Source organism: Halorubellus sp. JP-L1, from assembly GCF_011440375.1.
In the GTDB taxonomy this organism is placed as follows: Archaea; Halobacteriota; Halobacteria; order Halobacteriales; family Natrialbaceae; genus Halorubellus.
Window position 1 is genome coordinate 57,821 of the sequence record NZ_JAAOIR010000005.1, and the last position, 16,956, is coordinate 74,776.

17 protein-coding genes are annotated in these 16,956 nt (G+C 71.6%); 9 read left to right on the forward strand and 8 right to left on the reverse strand.

The window, feature by feature from the left end; all coding sequences use genetic code 11:
* Window positions 1–157: 157 nt before the first annotated feature.
* The 3 genes from G9C85_RS17295 to G9C85_RS17305 form a co-directional block, all read right to left on the reverse strand.
* Entirely contained in the window at window positions 158–1,984 is a 1,827-nt protein-coding gene (locus G9C85_RS17295; protein WP_166042298.1) for an ATP-dependent DNA helicase, read from the reverse strand.
* Window positions 1,985–2,068: 84 nt separating this feature from the next.
* Window positions 2,069–2,395 carry a hypothetical protein gene (locus G9C85_RS17300; protein ID WP_166042300.1) on the reverse strand — a complete coding sequence of 109 codons (327 nt, stop codon included), beginning with the start codon at window positions 2,393–2,395 and terminating at the stop codon, window positions 2,069–2,071.
* Window positions 2,396–2,426: 31 nt separating this feature from the next.
* Complete coding sequence (locus G9C85_RS17305; protein ID WP_166042302.1) at window positions 2,427–2,663, reverse strand: hypothetical protein; 237 nt, start codon at window positions 2,661–2,663, stop codon at window positions 2,427–2,429.
* Window positions 2,664–2,831: 168 nt separating this feature from the next.
* Between G9C85_RS17305 and G9C85_RS17310 the strand changes: the two genes are divergently transcribed.
* From G9C85_RS17310 to G9C85_RS17325, 4 genes are all read left to right on the forward strand, one after another.
* Window positions 2,832–3,431, forward strand: coding sequence for a hypothetical protein (locus G9C85_RS17310; RefSeq protein WP_166042304.1), 600 nt, complete (start codon window positions 2,832–2,834; stop codon window positions 3,429–3,431).
* A 92-nt stretch (window positions 3,432–3,523) separates the two neighbouring features.
* Entirely contained in the window at window positions 3,524–4,444 is a 921-nt protein-coding gene (locus tag G9C85_RS17315) for a YkgJ family cysteine cluster protein (RefSeq protein ID WP_166042306.1), read from the forward strand.
* A 78-nt stretch (window positions 4,445–4,522) separates the two neighbouring features.
* Window positions 4,523–5,452 (forward strand): NAD(P)H-binding protein, encoded by a 930-nt coding sequence (locus G9C85_RS17320; RefSeq protein WP_166042308.1) that lies wholly within the window; start codon window positions 4,523–4,525, stop codon window positions 5,450–5,452.
* Window positions 5,449–6,204, forward strand: coding sequence for a hypothetical protein (locus G9C85_RS17325; protein ID WP_166042310.1), 756 nt, complete (start codon window positions 5,449–5,451; stop codon window positions 6,202–6,204). Before G9C85_RS17320 ends, G9C85_RS17325 begins: the two co-directional genes overlap by 4 nt.
* A 22-nt stretch (window positions 6,205–6,226) precedes the next feature.
* On the opposite strand, the gene G9C85_RS17330 is transcribed toward G9C85_RS17325, so the two are convergent.
* Window positions 6,227–6,400 carry a DUF5786 family protein gene (locus G9C85_RS17330; RefSeq protein WP_166042312.1) on the reverse strand — a complete coding sequence of 58 codons (174 nt, stop codon included), beginning with the start codon at window positions 6,398–6,400 and terminating at the stop codon, window positions 6,227–6,229.
* 212 nt (window positions 6,401–6,612) lie between these two features.
* Here G9C85_RS17330 and G9C85_RS17335 point away from each other — a divergent pair, with 212 nt between their 5' ends.
* The 4 genes from G9C85_RS17335 to G9C85_RS17350 all read left to right on the forward strand — a co-directional run bounded on the left by G9C85_RS17335 (window position 6,613) and on the right by G9C85_RS17350 (window position 9,915).
* Window positions 6,613–7,629, forward strand: coding sequence for a DUF5784 family protein (locus tag G9C85_RS17335; RefSeq protein ID WP_166042314.1), 1,017 nt, complete (start codon window positions 6,613–6,615; stop codon window positions 7,627–7,629).
* A 353-nt stretch (window positions 7,630–7,982) separates the two neighbouring features.
* Window positions 7,983–8,867, forward strand: a complete 885-nt coding sequence (locus G9C85_RS17340) for a tetratricopeptide repeat protein (protein WP_166042316.1) — start codon at window positions 7,983–7,985, stop codon at window positions 8,865–8,867.
* Entirely contained in the window at window positions 8,867–9,160 is a 294-nt protein-coding gene (locus G9C85_RS17345; RefSeq protein ID WP_166042318.1) for a DUF424 domain-containing protein, read from the forward strand. The genes G9C85_RS17340 and G9C85_RS17345 overlap by 1 nt, the downstream gene beginning before the upstream one ends.
* Window positions 9,161–9,318: 158 nt before the next feature.
* Window positions 9,319–9,915 (forward strand): DJ-1/PfpI family protein, encoded by a 597-nt coding sequence (locus G9C85_RS17350; RefSeq protein ID WP_166042666.1) that lies wholly within the window; start codon window positions 9,319–9,321, stop codon window positions 9,913–9,915.
* A 91-nt stretch (window positions 9,916–10,006) separates the two neighbouring features.
* Here the strand turns inward: G9C85_RS17350 and G9C85_RS17355 are convergent, their stop codons facing one another.
* From G9C85_RS17355 to G9C85_RS17370, 4 genes are all read right to left on the reverse strand, one after another.
* Entirely contained in the window at window positions 10,007–10,324 is a 318-nt protein-coding gene (locus G9C85_RS17355; RefSeq protein ID WP_166042320.1) for a hypothetical protein, read from the reverse strand.
* 2 nt (window positions 10,325–10,326) lie between these two features.
* Complete coding sequence (locus G9C85_RS17360; RefSeq protein WP_166042321.1) at window positions 10,327–10,671, reverse strand: winged helix-turn-helix domain-containing protein; 345 nt, start codon at window positions 10,669–10,671, stop codon at window positions 10,327–10,329.
* A gap of 70 nt (window positions 10,672–10,741) precedes the next feature.
* The gene (locus G9C85_RS17365) at window positions 10,742–11,992 is read right to left on the reverse strand and encodes a hypothetical protein (RefSeq protein WP_166042323.1); all 1,251 of its coding nucleotides are present in this window, start codon (window positions 11,990–11,992) and stop codon (window positions 10,742–10,744) included.
* 106 nt (window positions 11,993–12,098) lie between these two features.
* On the reverse strand, window positions 12,099–15,305 hold the full coding sequence (locus G9C85_RS17370) for a hypothetical protein (protein WP_166042324.1): 3,207 nt from the start codon (window positions 15,303–15,305) through the stop codon (window positions 12,099–12,101).
* 319 nt (window positions 15,306–15,624) lie between these two features.
* Between G9C85_RS17370 and G9C85_RS17375 the strand changes: the two genes are divergently transcribed.
* Window positions 15,625–16,872, forward strand: coding sequence for an aminotransferase class V-fold PLP-dependent enzyme (locus tag G9C85_RS17375; protein ID WP_166042326.1), 1,248 nt, complete (start codon window positions 15,625–15,627; stop codon window positions 16,870–16,872).
* Window positions 16,873–16,956 lie beyond the last annotated feature (84 nt).

A 16,956-nucleotide genomic window follows, 5' to 3' on the forward strand; every position in this document is an offset into this window, starting at 1 on the left:
TCGCCGTCATCATGGTCGGCATGATGGTGCTCTCCGGCGTCGCGTACGCCATCACCCTCATCTGAGCGGCGTCTCTCGTCCGACCGCCGATCCTCGTCCGACCGCCGGCTCTCGCCCAATCGTCGTCCGACCGGCGCACTCGCCGCGGCCGGGCCGCCTAGTCGTGATTCCAGACGTCCGCCATCTCCGAGCCCTGCTTGCGCGAGCGCCGCCGTCCCCGCGAGTAGCCGTCGCTCCCGTCGCCGCCGGTCCCGTCGCCGTCGCCACCGCCGTTGCCGTCGCCACCGTCACCGCTCCCGCCGGTCGTCGTCGACGAGGACGACCGCCGGCCGCCGCCCATGCCCGCGAGCGCCTCGCGAGCGGAGAGGTCCGGGAGCGACGGCGTACTCATGCGGTCGACCTGCGCCGCGAACCAGTCCGGCATGTCCGTTCGCGCGCGCTCGAACAGGTCGAGCAGGCTCGCGTCCGCGACGTACGTGTGCCCGACGTCCTCCGGCGACCGCACGACCCTACCGCAGGCCTGAATGACCGTCCGGAGCGCCGCGCGGTAGTACCACGCCCACTGGCCCTGCTCTAAGCGATGTGCGACGCGCGAATCGCCCGTGTTGAGGTAGGGGGCCTTGCAGAGCACCTGCCAGCGACAGAGGTCGCCCTCCAGGTCCAGCGCCTCCTCCATCTTCACCGAGAGGAACAGCTCCGGGTCGCTCCGGGCCTTCCAGACGTCCAGTTCCGCGTCCCGGTCCGCTTTGCCGTGCGCTCGCACGCGCTCGCCGACGCCGAGGTCCCGGAGGTGCTCGCGCAACTGCTCCTGGATCGCGTAGCTGTGACAGTGCACGAGCCCCTTCTCGTCGGGGTGACGCTGCATCAACTGGACGATCAGTCGCGCGACCTTCGGGATGGTCTCGTCGCGGTGCTCGTACGTCATCTTCCCCTGCGTGACGTCGTACAGCGGTCGGTTCTCCACGGGGAACGTGTGCCCGACGTCGACGAGCGCGACCCGCGACGGGTCGAGGCCGACGCCCCGGCAGAACGCGTCCTTGTCGAGCATCGTCGCCGACAGGAGCGCGAACTTGTTCCCGCGCTCCCAGACGGTGTGGCTCAGGTACCGCTCGGGATTCATCGGCTTGACGTTCGCCGGCGATCCCTCGCCGTCGGCCTGGTCGACCACCCACTCCGTCGCGCTCTCGCGGTCGCGGTAGTCGTCCACGAACCACCCGAGTTCGGAGATGAGTTCCTGCAAGCGGTCGCGTTCGGCCGCCTGCTCGGGCGTCAACTCCTTCTCGACGAGCAGGTCGTCCTTCCGGCGGGTCGCGGTCCCGCGGAGGCTGTCAGCGAACCGCGCCGCACGCTCGACGTCCCCGTCGAGGTCCGGGATCTTCAGGTCGTCCCACATCGGGACGGTCTCCGGCGACAGTTCCACGGTCGCGTACATCTCAGCCCACTCCGCGAGCCCGTGGGCCTCGTCGATCACGACCACGTCGCGCTTGCGGAACACCTCCGAGCCCGCGGTCTGCATGAAGTACGCGAGCGTCATCGCCGCGATCGACCTGTTGGAGGCGATCGCGCGATCCGAGAAGTACGGACAGCGGTGCTGGATCGAGCAGTCGTATCCGGACTCGCGCACGCACGGCGCGCGGTCGACGGGCGTCTCGGTCTCCCCGGGGAGGATGCAGTCGTAGTTCGACTTCCCGCGGATGATCGAGAGGTCGTCGAGCAACGCGTCGCCCTCGACGTCGTCGAGCTGGCTGACCTGCGGCGTCGTGTAGTACGCACCCGCCGCCTCGCTCGGCGCGACCTCGTCCACCTTGTCGGCACAGCCCGCGATCGCTCGCGCGAGCAGGGACTTCCCGCTCCCCGTCGGCGCACGCACCAGGACGACGTCGTTCCCCGACTCGAACGCCGCCCTGATGTCCCGGAGCGCCTGCTCCTGGTTCCCGCGGTAGGAGGGCGCGGGGAACGCCTCGAAGATGCGGTCCAGGTCCACTATCGTACCCCGAGCACGCCGACCGCAAAAGCCCTTCTTCCTGCGGGCGGTCCGCCACCGCGCGCCGTCGTCCAGCGAGACCGGTCACTCGGCGTCGCCGTCGCGGCCGCTGTTGTCTCCGGAGTCAGTATCGTCGACGCCGGGCGGGTCCTGCCATTCGTTCGACTCCTCGCGGCGGTCCGCGCCGGTCGGCCCATCGGGACCTTGTGGGCCGCCGGAGCCGGCGAGCGCGTTCGCGACCGCCGCACCCAGGAGGATGGCGACGACACCGACGAACGCCGCGAGCGCGAGCGGCCCGACGTTCGCGACGAACGCCGCGAACGACCCCTCCACGGTCAGCAGTCCGCCGACGGCCGCGGCGAGCACGAACGTCACCGCGAGCAGGAGGACGAACCCTCTCGAGAACACCATACCCCACGTAGCGACCGGACGTCCGTGGACGTTACGGGTCCTCGCCGGCCGCATCGCCGTCCGCCGCGTCTCCGTCGACCGCGGCCACGTCCACCGCGTTTGGGTCGTCGGGGAGCGCCTCGATGCAGTCGAAGCAGAGGAACTCCTCGCGGCCGTCGTCGTACTCGAGGGTCATGCCGCCCGAGGGCCCGGGCGCGTTCCACATGTCGCCGATGCCGCCGGCGACCCGGACGCGCCGCCCGCAGCCCTCGCAGGGGTCCGTCGTCACGTCCGAACGTCCGGTCGCGTCGTGCAAGTGTCTTTCTCCGCACCGGCCGGCTCGGGACGCGACGCCGGGACGCCAGCGCGCGAATGCGACGCGTAGCGATCGCTCGACGTGCACTCGCAGTGACCGCTTGGGAACAGCGTTAACCGCCGTTCGAACGTATACTAATACATGGCAGACGACAAGCAAGGTCGAGAGAAACAGGCGGACGACGCCGACAGACGGCAGCGAGAGCGCGCCATCAGGACGGCGCTCGAGCGAGTCGACGAACCCGAGCCGCCGGTCGACCCCGCCGAGCTCGCGGGGTTCGAGGTGGAACTCGAGTCCGTCGAGTTCCCGGCGACGGGGTCCGACGTCGTCGCCGCCGTCGGCGACCGCGAGATCGAATCGGCCGACGGCACGTACACCGTCGAGGAACTGGTCCCGGACGCGGACGTCGAGACGTTCGACTCGCCCGAGGCCGTCCGCGAACGCGTCCAGCGACCGACGGTCGCCGGCGCGATGAAGCGCGTCGTGGAGGCGGCCAAGACGCTCCCGAACCAGGAGTTCCCGAACTCCCAGCGCGAGGGCTACGAGCGGACGTTCCGGGCGCTCGAGGACGTCGACGCCGACGACGACGACGAGGGCATCCGCACCATCGCCGACTGGATCGTCGAGCGGATCGACGAGAAGGAGAAGCTCCCGGGGAGCCGCGACGTGCGTCGGGAGGCGGCGAAGTTCACCCGGCGGAACGGCTATCCCGTCCGAAACGACGAATGGCTCGGCGTATAGACTGACCCCTGACGCGTCACGGGACCAGGTCGACTCCGGCGTCGAGCGACGGCCGGGGCAGGTATTTCCTCGCTGGCGTCGAAACTCGACGTATGCGCGTGAACTGCGAGGGCTGCGCTGGCTGTTGCGTCGACTGGCGCGCGCTCTCGGCGACGCCAGACGACCACGAGCGCGTCGGCCCGGACCGGCCGCTCGACGACGTCTACAACCTCGTGCCGCTCACTCGCGACGAGGTCCGCGCGTTCGTCGACGCCGGCTACGGCGACGCCCTGACGCCGCGAGTCTGGGCGCACGACGTCGACGGCGAGACCGACGCTGGCTCCGACGAGACCGGCGACGGCCGCGAGGACGACGGCGGTCGGTCGGTGCGCGTCGACGGGTTCGACGTCGCCGCGGTCGCCGGCCGGCCCGCGTTCTTCGTCGGCCTCCGGAAGCCACCGAAGCCCGTCGCACCCGTCGGCGTCGACGACGCCCACTGGCTCCCGACGTGCGCGTTCCTCGATCCCGAATCGCTCCAGTGCCGCATCCACGGCGACGACCTGTATCCCGACGAGTGCGCGACTTACCCCGGCCGGAACCTCCTGCTCGACGTCGAGACCGGGTGCGAGCGCGTCGAAGCCGAGTTCGGCGCGCCCGGCGACCGCCTCGTCGAGGACGCCGTGCCCGACGACGCCGACCCCCTCCTCGGGCCGCAGGCCGTCGGCGGGAAGGTATTCGCCCACCCCGACCCGGCCGCGTTGTCGGGCCGCGTCGAGCGGATCGCAGCGGGCGAGCCGACCGCCGCCGACCGCGCGGAGTTCGTCGCGACCGCCGCCGGCGCCAGCCCCGGCACCGTCCGGCGGAACGACGACGCCTACCGCGAGTACCGCGAGCGCGCGCTCGACGCCGACTCCTGGGTCGGGCAAGCCATCGACGACTGGACGGATCGCGCCGACCGCGACCCCCCCGACCCCGGCCTCGGCGAGGCCGTCGAGGACGACCGCGGCGCCCCCGGCACGCCCGGTTGGGACTGACGGAGAGCGCGCCGGCTGTCGGTTCCACGGCGTCCCGTTGGAGCCATCGTTAAGAGGGCGGCCGTCCCAGTCCGAGGCATGCGCGTGCTGGTGACCGGAGCGACGGGATTCGTCGGCGGCGAGTTGATACCCGCACTCATCGCGGCCGACCACGACGTCGTCGCGCTGGTCCGCGACCGCGAGGACTACCCGGGGACCGAGGTCGAGGTCCACGAGGGCGACCTCCTCGACCCCGAGACGCTCGACGGCGCGTTCGACGACGTCGACGTCGCGTACTACCTCGTGCACTCGATGCGCTCGGGCGAGGACTTCGCCGAACGCGACGAGCGAGCGGCCGAGAACTTCGTCGACGCCGCCGACGCCGCTGGCGTCGAGCGCGTCGTCTACCTCGGCGGCCTCGGCGAAGAGGGCGAGGACCTCAGCGAGCACCTCGCGTCCCGGCGAGCCGTCGAGTCCGTCCTCCGGAGCGGCGAGTTCGGGTTGACGACGCTCCGCGCGGCGATCATCGTCGGCGCCGGCTCCGTGAGCTTCCAGATGATAACGCAACTCGTCGGGCGGCTCCCCGTGATGATCACGCCCCGGTGGGTGAACACGCCGTGTCAACCCATCGCCGTGAGCGACGTCGTCGGCTACCTCACGGGCGTCCTCACCCGCCCGCACACCGCCGGCGAGACCTACGAGATCGGCGGGCCGGAGGTCCTGACGTACCGCGAGATGCTCGAACGCACCGCCGACGCGATGGGGAAACGCCTCTTCGTGATCCCCGTCCCGGTATTGACGCCCCGGCTGTCTGCGTACTGGGTGTCCATCGTGAGCGACGTCCCGAAGTCCGTCGCGTACCCGCTCATCGACGGCCTGAAGAACCCCGTCGTCGTCGAGGACGACCGGCTCGCCGAGGAGATCGACGTGGCGCTGACGCCGTTCGACTCCGCGGTCCGCCGCGCGCTCTCGCGGTCCGGGAGCGGCGGCGGCAGTCCACTCCAGGGCGGGAGGCCGGGCATACAGTGACCGAACCGGCCGACGACGCCGCCGTCACCGAGGATACCGAGTCGGTCAGGTACGGCGACGCGTGGGTGTACGAGAGCATCGTCGGGGCGCTCCCCGGCGTCGACGTGAGTTCGTCGACCGCAATCGGCATCCAGGTGCTCGCGTTCGAGGCCGGCGTCCTCCTCGTCGCCGCACTCTACGGGCTGTGGACGGGCGCGCTCGTCGGCACCGTCGCGGTCGCGGTCGCCGCCATCGGGAGCGCGCTCATGCTCGCCTACGCCCGCCGCATCCGCGAACTCGACGCCCCCGAGGCCTACCGGCGCCTCCTGTTCGGGTCGAACGTCGAAGTGGTACTCGGGGTGCTCGCGTTCGTCGCCGTCGTCACGCACCTGTTCGTCTACGACCCGCGCGTGGCGAGCGAGCCGCTCGTCGAGGTCCTCCTCGGCGCGGAGCCGCCCGTGCTCGCGACGTACCTGACGCTGCTCGTGCTCTGGGACGTCGTCTACCGCATCGGCACGTCGTGGTGGGCGGCCGTCGCCGCCGTCTGGCGCGCGTACGCGTTCGACTTCGACGCCGAGCGACGGCGCGCGTTCGCGAGAGTGGACGCGCTGAACGTCGCGTTCGCGGCGGTCCAGTTGCTGTTCGTGCCGTTCGTCCTCGACCGACCCGTGTTGCTCGTAGTGCTACTCGGGCACGTGCTCGCCGTCGCGACGGCGAGCGCGCTCTCGATCGGACTGACGCTCGCCGACGGCGGCGACGCGGCCGCGACCTGACCGGGCGTGCTCCCTGCGCGGCCTACTCGTCCTGGAGTTCCTTGAACTGGTCGAGGAGTTCCTCGGTGGAGTCCCCGGCGTCGTACTCGACCTCCCCGTGGTAGACCGTCCGCTCGTCGTCGAAGTCCGCGTCGACGTGCGTGGACTTCTCCTCGCGGCGTTCGTATTCGTCTTCGTCGTAAGCACCCATCGACATGGTAACCATCGTCATGCTATGGTATGTCGATATTTGAACCTGTCGGCGGTACGGGCTCACATAGCATGGACGGGTGGGGTGCGCTACCCGAACGCGACTCGGCCGCCGGGAGTCGACACGATCGTCAAGGGAGAGCGCGATCGGCGGGGAAACGCCGTCCCCGGCGAGACGATGCCGTGGCGCTCATGTGGGAGGGGAGCGTATCGGGGAGCGTGGCACGCCCGCTTCGCTTCCGGTACTCGCAGGGCCGCTGGACCGACCAGCAGGTCCGCCAGCAGATCCTCTCGCCGCTCGACGACAACCTCGGCGCGACGCTACGCACGCCGCACTACCGGCCGCCCGACGGGTGGACCGCGAACCGGTTCGAGATGGACAACGGCGACCTGGCGCTGTTCGTCTACGACGACGACGAGGCGTACTGGCTCGGGAATACGGAGACGCCGAGCACGCTCTGGCGGACCGACAAGCGCGACTGGGACGAGGTCCCGTACCCGATCCATCGGTGGGCGCAGCGCGAGCTGCTCGCGGACCTCGCGGTCGAAGCGCCGTGGACGACCGAGTACCCGCACGTCGCGTGGTTCTTCCTCCCCGTCCTGATGAGCAAGGACGGCCGCCATACGACGCGTGAGTTCCTCCACGACCACGCCTGCGGGTTCCCGGACGCCGACCCCGAGGACGCGCTCGCGTTCCTCGAACGCGTCCTGCGGACGGGCATCCTCGACGACGAACGGCACGTGATGGCGGGGAAGCTCGGGACGAGCGAGTACCTGGACCTGACGCGGATGGCGTCGGCGGTCGCGGAGTACGTCGCCGCATGGGTCCTCCACGAGGCAGGGTACGAGGTCGTTCCGGAGATCGACGTCGCCGGCGGGTACAGTCTCGACTATCGAGCCGTCGAACCCGACGGCACGAGCACCCTCGTGGAGGTGACGCGACCGCTCCCGCCCCAGGATCGCTCGGCGAACAACCCCGTCACCGCTGTCCGCGAGACCGCGCAGACGAAGACGACCGGCCAACTGGAGGCCCACGGTGGCGGCGTGACGCTGTTCGTGGACTGCTCGAGCTACCCCGACGACCAGTGGGCGGCCGTCCGCGGGGAGCGCCCGGACGTCCACCACCGGCCGGCGCTCGTCTACCGGACGCGCCCCGACGGCAGCGTCGAGGGGTACACGAAGGGCTCGGTCCCGCTCGACCTCTCGGCCATCGTCGACGTGCTCGCTACCGACTGATACGCACTCCGCGGGCGCTACCGACTGACGCGCACTCCGCGGGCGCTACCGACTGACGCGCACTCCGCGGGCGCTACCGACTGATACGCACTCCGCGGGCGCTACCGACTGATACGCACTCCGCGGGGTTTACTGTCCGTTTCCTGGGGTCGCAATGGGCTGTTTCGGCGTTGCGGTCCGTCATCCGCCCGTTCGGCGTAGGTGCTGGCCCGTGGCGATTCGGTTCTTTGCGGGTGTGGTAGGCTCTCGCTAACCCCCTTTGTTTCGGGTGGAGATGTCGCAGACTGCGTCGGGGTTCGCGTCGTCCGAGGGGAGCGAAGGGCTTACCCGCGTTCATCGCCAAAACCACTCTCATGACCGAGGAGAACCCCGACCGCGACCACGAGTACTCCTCCGGACAGGGGTTCGACGACCCCTACGCCGAGTTCGACATCGACCCGCCCGAACTCGACGTCGACCCGGACAAGGTCGACCCCGTGGACAGTCGCGTCGTCACGGACTTGCTCGACCGAGCGAACACGAACACCGACAGCGTCGACGCGAACGAACTGCTGGACGTCGGCCTGAACTACGTCGCCATCAACCGCTACGAGCAGGCCGTCGACACGTTCGCCCGCGTCGCCCAGTTCACGGACGACGACCGACTCGAACAGGAGGCGTGGGTGAACAAGGGCGCGTCCCACGCGGAACTCGAGGAGTGGGACGAGGCCATCGGCGCGTACAAGCAAGCGCTGGGCATCGACGACGAGAGCGAGCACGCCGCGAGCGCGGAGACGAACCTCGCGTACGCGCTCTGGGAGTCCGGGGACGTCTCCCGGGCGCTCGAGCACGCCGAGCGCGCCGTCGAGATCGACGACCGGTTCGCGCAGGCGTGGTACAACCGCGGGTTCTTCCTCGCGGAACGCGGTCTGTCCGAGGACGCCGTGCAGAGCTTCGACAACGCCATCCGCCTCGGGATGCGTAACTCCCAGATCCTCGAGGAGAAGGCGCGGGCGCTCGAGGACCTCGGCGAGGACGAGCGCGCGGAGGAGGTCGCCGAGGAGGCCGAGGCGCTCCGCGAGACCGCCGAAGAGCAGATGGTCGAAGAGATGGGCGGCGGCGCACCGGGTGCTGGCGCGGGTGCGAACGCCCCGGACGAACTCCGCGGCGAGGACCCCCGACCGGACCCGAACGAGGACTCCCGCACGGGCTCGGGCGACGACTCGCGGGGTGGCCCCGGCGGCGGTGGTCCGCTGTGATGCTGCTCAGCGAACGCGAGACCGACGAGGGCTTGCTCGTCGCGGCCTGCGACAGCGACGTCCTCGGGGAGACGTTCACCGACGGCGAGATCTCGCTGACCGTCACCGAGGAGTTCTACGGCGGCGACGAGGTGGACGCGGACGCGGTCGTCGACGCCCTCCAGCGGGCGGACGTCGCGAACCTCGTCGGGACGACGACCGTCGAGGCGGCCGTCGACGCCGGCATCGTCGACGACGCGGCGGTGCTCGCGGTCGAGGACACCCTGCACGCACAGGTTCTCCGGCTCGGATAGGGCGGACGCGAACGCACTCGATCGGCTCTACGAGGGCGGACGCGAACGCACTCGATCGGCTCTACGAGGGCGGACGCGAACGCGCCGGGTTTCTCCGTGCTGAGGACCGACCTCCGACTTTAACGTCTCGCGCCGCGTAGTCGTGAGTGGTGACACCAATGCCCAAGCAGATACTGATGATCGTCGGGGACTTCGGCGAAGACCTCGAGATCATGGTGCCGTTCCAGGCGCTCCAGATGGTCGGCCACGAGGTCGACGCCGTCTGCCCGGAGAAGGAAGCCGGTGACGCGATCAAGACCGCAGTCCATGACTTCCGCGGCGACCAGACGTACCTCGAGGAGCGCGGCCACGACTTCGAGCTGAACGCGACGATGAGCGACGTCGACCCGAGCGAGTACGACGCCCTCGTCGTCCCCGGCGGTCGCGCACCCGAGTACCTCCGGACGTACGACGAAGTACTGGAGACGGTTCGGCACTTCTTCGAGGAAGACAAGCCGGTCGCGTCGCTCTGTCACGGCCCGCAGATCCTCGCCGCCGCGGACGTCCTCGACGGCTACGAGATGACGAGCTACCCAGCCGTCCAGGCCGAGGTCAAGGCCGCGGGCTGCTCGTGGGTCGACGAGACGACGACCGACGGGAACCTCGTCACCGGCCAGGCCTGGCCCGACCACCCCGAGTGGCTCGCGCAGTTCATGGCCCTCCTCGGTGACGAGGTCACGCACGACGACGCCGCCGTGGCCGCAGACGACGACTGAACCGCTCTCGGTCCTCGGTCGGCCACCGAGCCGCGCTTTTCTCGCGCGCCGGATTCGACGAGGGGCGATCGATGGCGACCGCGGCAGGCGGCTACTCGCCGATGACGAGCGAGTACGCGATGGCGAGCAGGCCCGTGAACTGGAGGGCGCGAACGACGAGGAGGACGTAGTTCTGGTGGAGGAGCGAGATGACGTCGAACCGGACGAGCGCGGACCCGACGAGCGCGGTGAGGTACGCGGCGCCGAACAGGAGGATCATGCCGGTCGAGAGGAACAGCATCTGGCGGCTGCGGTCGCGGAGGACGCCGCGGAGCGCGAGCGCGGCGATGAACAGCCCGACGACCGCTGATCCGGCCGCGAGCACTAGCGTGAGGAGTTCGACGACCTGATAGGGAACGAGCGGTGCCATGGTCAGAACTTCCCCCAGAGGCGCTGCAGTTCGTCGGTCGTGTCCCGGTCCATCCGCGCGACGTCGTGTTCGAGCGCGCCGTCGCGGAGACGGACCTCGAAGCGGTCGAGACTCGCGACGTAGACGGCGTCGTGGTGGCCGTCGCGTCGAGCGCGCGTCTCCTCGCGCACGAGGTCGGCGGCGTCGAGGTCGTCGACGCGACGCGACACCGTCTGGAGCGACGCGTCGCAGTCCGCGGCGAGCTCGGTCTTCGACTTCGGTTCCACGCTCGTCGCCACGAGGATGCGCTGGGCGTGCTCGTCGGCGAGGAGGTCGGCGACGGTCGACAGGTCGGCGGGGTCGGTCATGATGCTGGTGTCGGTCGGCGGGGTCGGTTCGTACCGGTCGCTCGGTTCGTGCCCGTCGCTGGGTCGTCGGTCACGTAGTGCTGGCGTTCTCTGGATCATAGTGGAACAGGAGCGAGGTGCTGTGCTCGGCGTGGCGGTACGCGAACTCGACGTCGTCGCCGTCGGTCATGTCCGCGGTCGCGAACGCGAGTTCGTCACCGGGTTCGAGCGTCGACCCCGGCGCTGGCGGGTCCACGAGCGCGTCCGAGGGCTCGAAGTCGACGTGCTCGACGGGGACGGCCTCGCCCGCGTCGTGCCGGACCGTGATCGCGTCCGGGCGGTCGTCGACGCCCCACGTGACGAAGGGAAGCGAGCGGTAGTCGTCGGCGTCGTCGCCGTTCATGTACACGCTCTCGTCGAGGCGGAGCGCGACGCGCACGAACGGGTCGTCGACGGTGACGTCCACGCGCGTGGCTCGTCGGCCGCGCGTGATGCCGCTGATCTGGCGCTTGACCTCGCCGGCCGACGGCGTCTCGCCGTCGGCGAACGCGTGCTCGTGGACGAAGTACGCGGAGGACTCGTCGAACGTGAACCGCAGGCCGCTCTCGATTGCGCCGTCGAGGAGGCCGAACGCGTCCAGGACGGTCGGTGCGGCGCCGACGTGCTCGGTGTACGCGGCGAACGTCTCGTCGACCTCGTGGCGCCGGTCGACGCGGCCCGCGCCGGCGTCCGCGAGCACGCGTGCTTTCTCGCGCCGGTTCTCGCCGCTGGCGTGGACGAGGGCGTCGTCGGAGACGGCGACGAGCCGCTCCAGGTCAGTGCGGTCGTAGACGTCGTACCCGCGGAAGTCGTCCGCGCGCTCGTAGGTCGTGGCCGCGAGCGTCCGCTCGACGACCGATCGGTCGACGTCGGCCTCCGCGACGGTCCCGATCGGGTCGACGCCGACGAGTCGGTCGTACGCGTCGAGCGGGTAGCCGACGTAGTCCATCGTCGACTGGGCGACGCTCCGCCCGATGTCGAACGGCCGCCCGAGCTGGGCCGCGCCGAGGTCGCCGGGCGTGACGTACGTCCAGTTCCCGTACGGGTCGTCCTCGTCGTGACCCGGTTCGTCGATCGCCGGGAGTTCGGACACGGCCGGGAACCACCGCCGGTAGCTGGGGGTGGCGTCGCCGCGTCTCGGCACGTCGACGTCGCCGTAGCGGATCGTTCGACTCGCCGGCGGCAGGAGGTTCGTGCAGCCGGCGCTCGCGCCGGCGGTCGCCGCGGCGAGCGCGGCGCCGCTCCGGCGCAACACCGCGCGCCGGGACCGGCCGCCCCCACCGCCACCCGTTATCTGTCGCATCGTGAAGGCGCGTACTCGGCCCACCGAGATATAAGCAGGGAGTGGTGGTGACGGCGCTGGAACCCGAAGAAAGATTTAACAACCGAGATGTCAGTTCCGGTGGCCGTCACTCCCGGATGGAGTCGAGCACGCGCCAGGGAGAGAGCCTCGCGAACCAGGAATCGTCCGTACCGTCGGCGTCGCCGTCGGGGTCGGCGATCGGATCGTCGAGGGCGACGGCGACGGCGTCGCGGACGGGGTCCGGGCCGTCTTCGCGGAGGCGCTGGAGCGTCTCGTCGTGCGCGTCTGGCGCGAGGTGGCCGACGACGCGGACGGCGGCGGCCTGCACGCGCGGGTCCGGGTGCCAGAGTCGGTCGGCGACGCGGTCGACGTCGACGCGAGCGGCGGCGTCGGGATCGGCGCCGACGACTGTGGCGAGTGCGTAGAGTGCGGGCGCGACCACGGCCGGATCGTCATCGAGGGCGTCGTCGAGCGCGTCGTCGACGGACGCGACGGCGTCGGGGTGCCGGTCGGCGATGCTGGCGATCGCGCGAGCGGCGGCGGCGCGGACGACGACGGCGTCGTCGTCGAGCGAGTCGACGAGGTGCCGCGGGCAGGTCGCGTCGAGCGTGCCGGCGGCGAGCGCGCCGAGTGCGCGGACCCACGGCCGGTCGTCGTCGAGCCGTCGGACGAGCGCGGTCGCCGGCGACGGCCCCTCGCCGGACTCGCCGTCGGCGCCGGGAGACTCGACGAACGCGACGGCGTCGGCGAGCCAGTCCGAGTCGTCGCCGGTGACGGTCGGGAGCGCGTCGCGCGTGTCCGGCGAGACCGCGACGTCCGACGCGTCGATGTCCGCTAGATCGCCGAGGGCGACGCTCGCGAGTGCGACCGCCGCGCACCCGCGGACCCGGTCGTCGCCGGCCGTCGAGAGGAGCGCGGCGACGTCGGCCGCGACCGGGCTGGCGTCGTCCGGGCGGGAGAGCGCGTTCCGCGCGAGTTCGCGAGCGGCGCGCTCGCGGACCGCCGGGTCGACCGCGTCCGCGTAGTCCAGCAAGACGCCGGTCGCGCTGGTCGCGTCGGCCCGCGCCCTCGCGGCCGCGGCGAGAGCGCGCGTGGCGCGCCGGCGGACGATGGCGTCCGTACCGACGGCCGCTCCCGTGAGCGCGGGCGGGTCGGCGAGCACCGGCTCGAACGCCGCGACGCCGGCGAGCGCGAGCGTCGCCCGCGGGTCGCCCTCGGACGCTCGCTCGAGGAGGACCGAGAGCGGCGTCCGGTCGTCGGTCGCGAGGTCGGCGAGCGCGCGCACCGCCGTCGGGCGGACGGCGTCTTCGGTCACGGCCGCGAGGAGCGCGTCCGTCGCCGCCTCGTACCCGGGCGGCGAGAGGTCGACGTGCCTGAGGCCGCGGGCGGCGCGGCGGCGTTCGGCGGCCGGTTCGGTCGCGACCCCGTCGATCAGGAGCGCGACGACCGGTCGGACGCCCTCGCGTTCCGCGACGGTGGTTCGAGCGACGGCGTCGAGCGCGCACGCGACGCACTCGCGGACCGCCGCGGTGTCGCCGAGCCCGTCGACGAGAGCGGGGACGGCGTCCGCTCGCCGGACCGCGTCCGGGGCGACCGTCGCGACCTCGCCGAGCGCGCACGCCACGCCCTCGCGGACCGCGGCCAGGGGGTCGTCGAGCGCGTCGACGAGCGCGGGGACGGCGGCGACGAGGTCGTGCGGCGTCTCGTCCGCGATGCGGACGAGGTCGGCCGCGGCGGCGGTGCGGACGGCGGCCGCGTCGTCGTCGAGTCGCGCGACGAGTCGACGGAGTGCCGGGGAGAGCTCGACGGTCGTCGCGTCGTCGGCGGCGTTGGCGAGCGCGCGAGCGGCGTGCCCGCGCACCCAGGCGTCGTCGTCGACGAGCGAGTCCGTGAGGGCGTCCACGTCCGCGTCGACCGGGCCGTCGCGGGCGACGGCGGCGAGCGCCTCCGCGAGCGGCGCGCGGACGCCCGGTTCGGTGAGCGACGGCTCGATGGCGTCGACGTGCGGTGCGACCACGCGAGGGGAGACGTCCGCGACGGCCGCGACGGCGACCGACAGGGGTTCGCGGACCGCCGGGACGTCGTCGAGGCTCGCGACGAGCGCGTCCACCACGGACTCGAGCGCGGTCGGGGTGGCGTCGGCGAGCGCGACGACGGCGCCGGCGACGGCCTCCCGGACGTCCACGTCCGCGTCCGCGAGCCCGTCGGCGAGGTCCGCGACGACCGGCGCGACGGCGTCGGCGTCCCGGGCCGCGATCTCGGCGAGCGCGGTCGCGACCGCGCGCCGGACCTCGACCTGGCGGTCCGCGAGGTGGCGCGCGAGCGGCGTCGGCGCGTCGACGACGGCCGCGCGGTCGGTCCCCGCGACCGCGGCGAGCGCGCGGGCGGCGTCCCGTCTGACCGCTGGGTCGGTCGCGTCGAGGTGCGCGGCGAGCGCGTCCGTGCAGTCGGCGACGAGCGCGGGCGCGACCGCGGCGACGGCGGCGAGCGCGGACGTCGCCGCCCCGCTGATGCGTCGGTCGTCGTCGCCGAGCGCCGCCACGAGCAGGTCCGCGTGATCGGCGACCGCGTCCGGGTCGGTCGCCGCGACGGTCGCGAGCGCCGCGGTCAGGCTCCGGCGGACGGTCGGCGGGGCGGCGACGGCCGCCGCCGCGACGGGCGTCGCGACGTCCGCGACCGCCGCCGGAGCACCGGATGCGAGCGACGCGAGCGCGTCCGCGGCCGCGACCGGGGCGACCGAGAGGGCGTCCGCGAGCGCGTACGCCGCCGGTGCGACCGCGGCGGGTTCGGCGTCGGCGACGGCGGCGAGCGCGCGAACCGCGGCCTCGCTCCCGGTCGCGCCGACGCCGGACGCGAGCGCCGGCGCGACCGTCGCCACGGCGGCCGGGTCGTGGTCCGCGATCGACGCGAGCGCGTCCGCCGCACCGTCCGCGGCGGCCGTGCAGTCGTCCGCGAGCGCCGCGGCGAGCGTCTCGACGTCGACCGCGACCGCGCCGGGGTCGGCCGCGGCGAGCGTCGCCACCGCCGTCGCGCAGTGCGCGCGTACCGGCACGTGGTCGTCCTCGAAGCGTTCGAGGAGCGCGGCGCGGGCTCGCTTCACGTCCACCGGCGAGTCGACCGCGAGCGCGGCGAGCTGCCCGGCGGCGTACTCGCGGACGGCCGGGTCGTCCGCCGAGAGGAACGCCGCCAGTCGTTCGACGCTGACGACGACGCCGACGTCGTCCGACGCCGCGGTGGCGTCCTCGCTCGCGTCGGCCGGTGGCAGCCCCGCCTCGACCCCGCCTCGTCCCGCGTCTCCCTCCGCGCTCGTCACCGCGTCCTCAGGGGAGAACAGGGGCGCCCACCTCGGTTACCGGCTCGTCTTCGTTCACCATCCAGCGAACCATGATTAGATACCCAATCCCAACCACCGACAGCACTTAATCATTCGCTGTTCTCGGGGTTCTTACACCATTGAAACACCGATATAGTTCCCGGTGATTGCTATGAATTACAGACCGGTTGGTTACCACTCGCTCTCGGCCGCCGTCGCCCGCGGGCGATTCGTCGCCAGCGGTGCGACCGGCCGCACGACCGACGCGTCACGGCCGGTACCGAAGGACAATAGTTCGCGCAGGCGCTAGGCAGACCTAATGAGTACGCAGGACGCCGACGGACTCGACGTGGCGGCCATCCGCGAGGACTTCCCCATCCTCGAGCGCGAGTTCAACGGCAACGACCTCGTCTACCTCGACAACGCCGCGACCTCGCAGACGCCCGACCAGGTCGTCGACGAGATCGCGCGGTACTACCGCGAGTACAACGCGAACGTCCACCGCGGCCTCCACCAGCTCAGCCAGGAGGCGTCGATCGCGTACGAGGACGCTCACGACACGGTCGCCGAGTTCGTCGGCGCGAGCGGCGGCCGCGAGGAGATCGTGTTCACGAAGAACACGACCGAGAGCATGAACGTCGTCGCGTCGTCGTGGGGGCTCTCCGAGCTCGGTCCCGGCGACGAGGTCGTCCTCACGGAGATGGAGCACCACGCCGCGCTCGTCACGTGGCAGCAGGTCTGCAAGAAGACCGGCGCGGAGTGCAAGTTCATCCGGACGACCGACGACGGCCAGCTCGACATGGATCACGCCCGCGAACTGATCGGCGAGGACACGAAGATGGTCTCGGCCGTCCACGTCTCGAACACGCTCGGGTGCATCAATCCCGTCGGCGAACTCGCCGACCTCGCGCACGACCACGACGCGTACGTCTTCGTCGACGGCGCGCAGGCCGCGCCGAACCGGCCCGTGGACGTCGAGGCCATCGACGCCGACTTCTACGCCTTCTCCGGCCACAAGATGTGCGGCCCCACCGGCGTCGGCGTCCTCTACGGCAAGCAGCACCTCCTCGAGGCGATGGAGCCGTACCTCTACGGCGGCATGATGATCCGGAAGGTCACCTTCGAGGACTCGACGTGGAACGACCTCCCCTGGAAGTTCGAGGCCGGCACCCCCCCGATCTGCGAGGGGATCGCGCTCGGGTACGCCATCAACTACCTCGAGGACCTCGGGATGGAGAACGTCCGGCGCCACGAGGAGCGCCTCGCCGCGTACGCGTACGACCGCCTCACCGAGATGGACGACGTCGACGTGTACGGGCCCAGCCCCGAGCAGGGCCGCACCGGCCTCGTGTCGTTCAACCTCGGGGACGTGCACGCGCACGACCTCTCCAGCATCCTGAACGACTACGCGGTCGCCATCCGCGCCGGCGACCACTGCACGCAACCGCTGCACGACGAACTCGGCGTCGCCGCCAGCGCCCGCGCGAGCTTCTACGTCTACAACACCGAGGAAGAAGTCGACAAGCTCGTCGAGGCCATCGAGGGCGCACGCGAACTGTTCGCCTGACGGCGCTCGCAGTACGTCACGACTGACGCGGACCGTCCGCGACCGTCACGGAACCGTCCGAGACCGCGTGCCTTTTCGTCGTCG

Coding starts and splice junctions, on each gene's coding strand:
- G9C85_RS17300 (WP_166042300.1), bottom strand. CDS start 2,395: ATGGTGTTCTCGAGAGGGTTCGTCCTCCTGCTCGCGGTGACGTTCGTG.
- G9C85_RS17310 (WP_166042304.1), top strand. CDS start 2,832: ATGGCAGACGACAAGCAAGGTCGAGAGAAACAGGCGGACGACGCCGAC.
- G9C85_RS17315 (WP_166042306.1), top strand. CDS start 3,524: ATGCGCGTGAACTGCGAGGGCTGCGCTGGCTGTTGCGTCGACTGGCGC.
- G9C85_RS17320 (WP_166042308.1), top strand. CDS start 4,523: ATGCGCGTGCTGGTGACCGGAGCGACGGGATTCGTCGGCGGCGAGTTG.
- G9C85_RS17330 (WP_166042312.1), bottom strand. CDS start 6,400: ATGTCGATGGGTGCTTACGACGAAGACGAATACGAACGCCGCGAGGAG.
- G9C85_RS17340 (WP_166042316.1), top strand. CDS start 7,983: ATGACCGAGGAGAACCCCGACCGCGACCACGAGTACTCCTCCGGACAG.
- G9C85_RS17345 (WP_166042318.1), top strand. CDS start 8,867: ATGCTGCTCAGCGAACGCGAGACCGACGAGGGCTTGCTCGTCGCGGCC.
- G9C85_RS17350 (WP_166042666.1), top strand. CDS start 9,319: ATGCCCAAGCAGATACTGATGATCGTCGGGGACTTCGGCGAAGACCTC.
- G9C85_RS17355 (WP_166042320.1), bottom strand. CDS start 10,324: ATGGCACCGCTCGTTCCCTATCAGGTCGTCGAACTCCTCACGCTAGTG.
- G9C85_RS17360 (WP_166042321.1), bottom strand. CDS start 10,671: ATGACCGACCCCGCCGACCTGTCGACCGTCGCCGACCTCCTCGCCGAC.
- G9C85_RS17365 (WP_166042323.1), bottom strand. CDS start 11,992: ATGCGACAGATAACGGGTGGCGGTGGGGGCGGCCGGTCCCGGCGCGCG.
- G9C85_RS17375 (WP_166042326.1), top strand. CDS start 15,625: ATGAGTACGCAGGACGCCGACGGACTCGACGTGGCGGCCATCCGCGAG.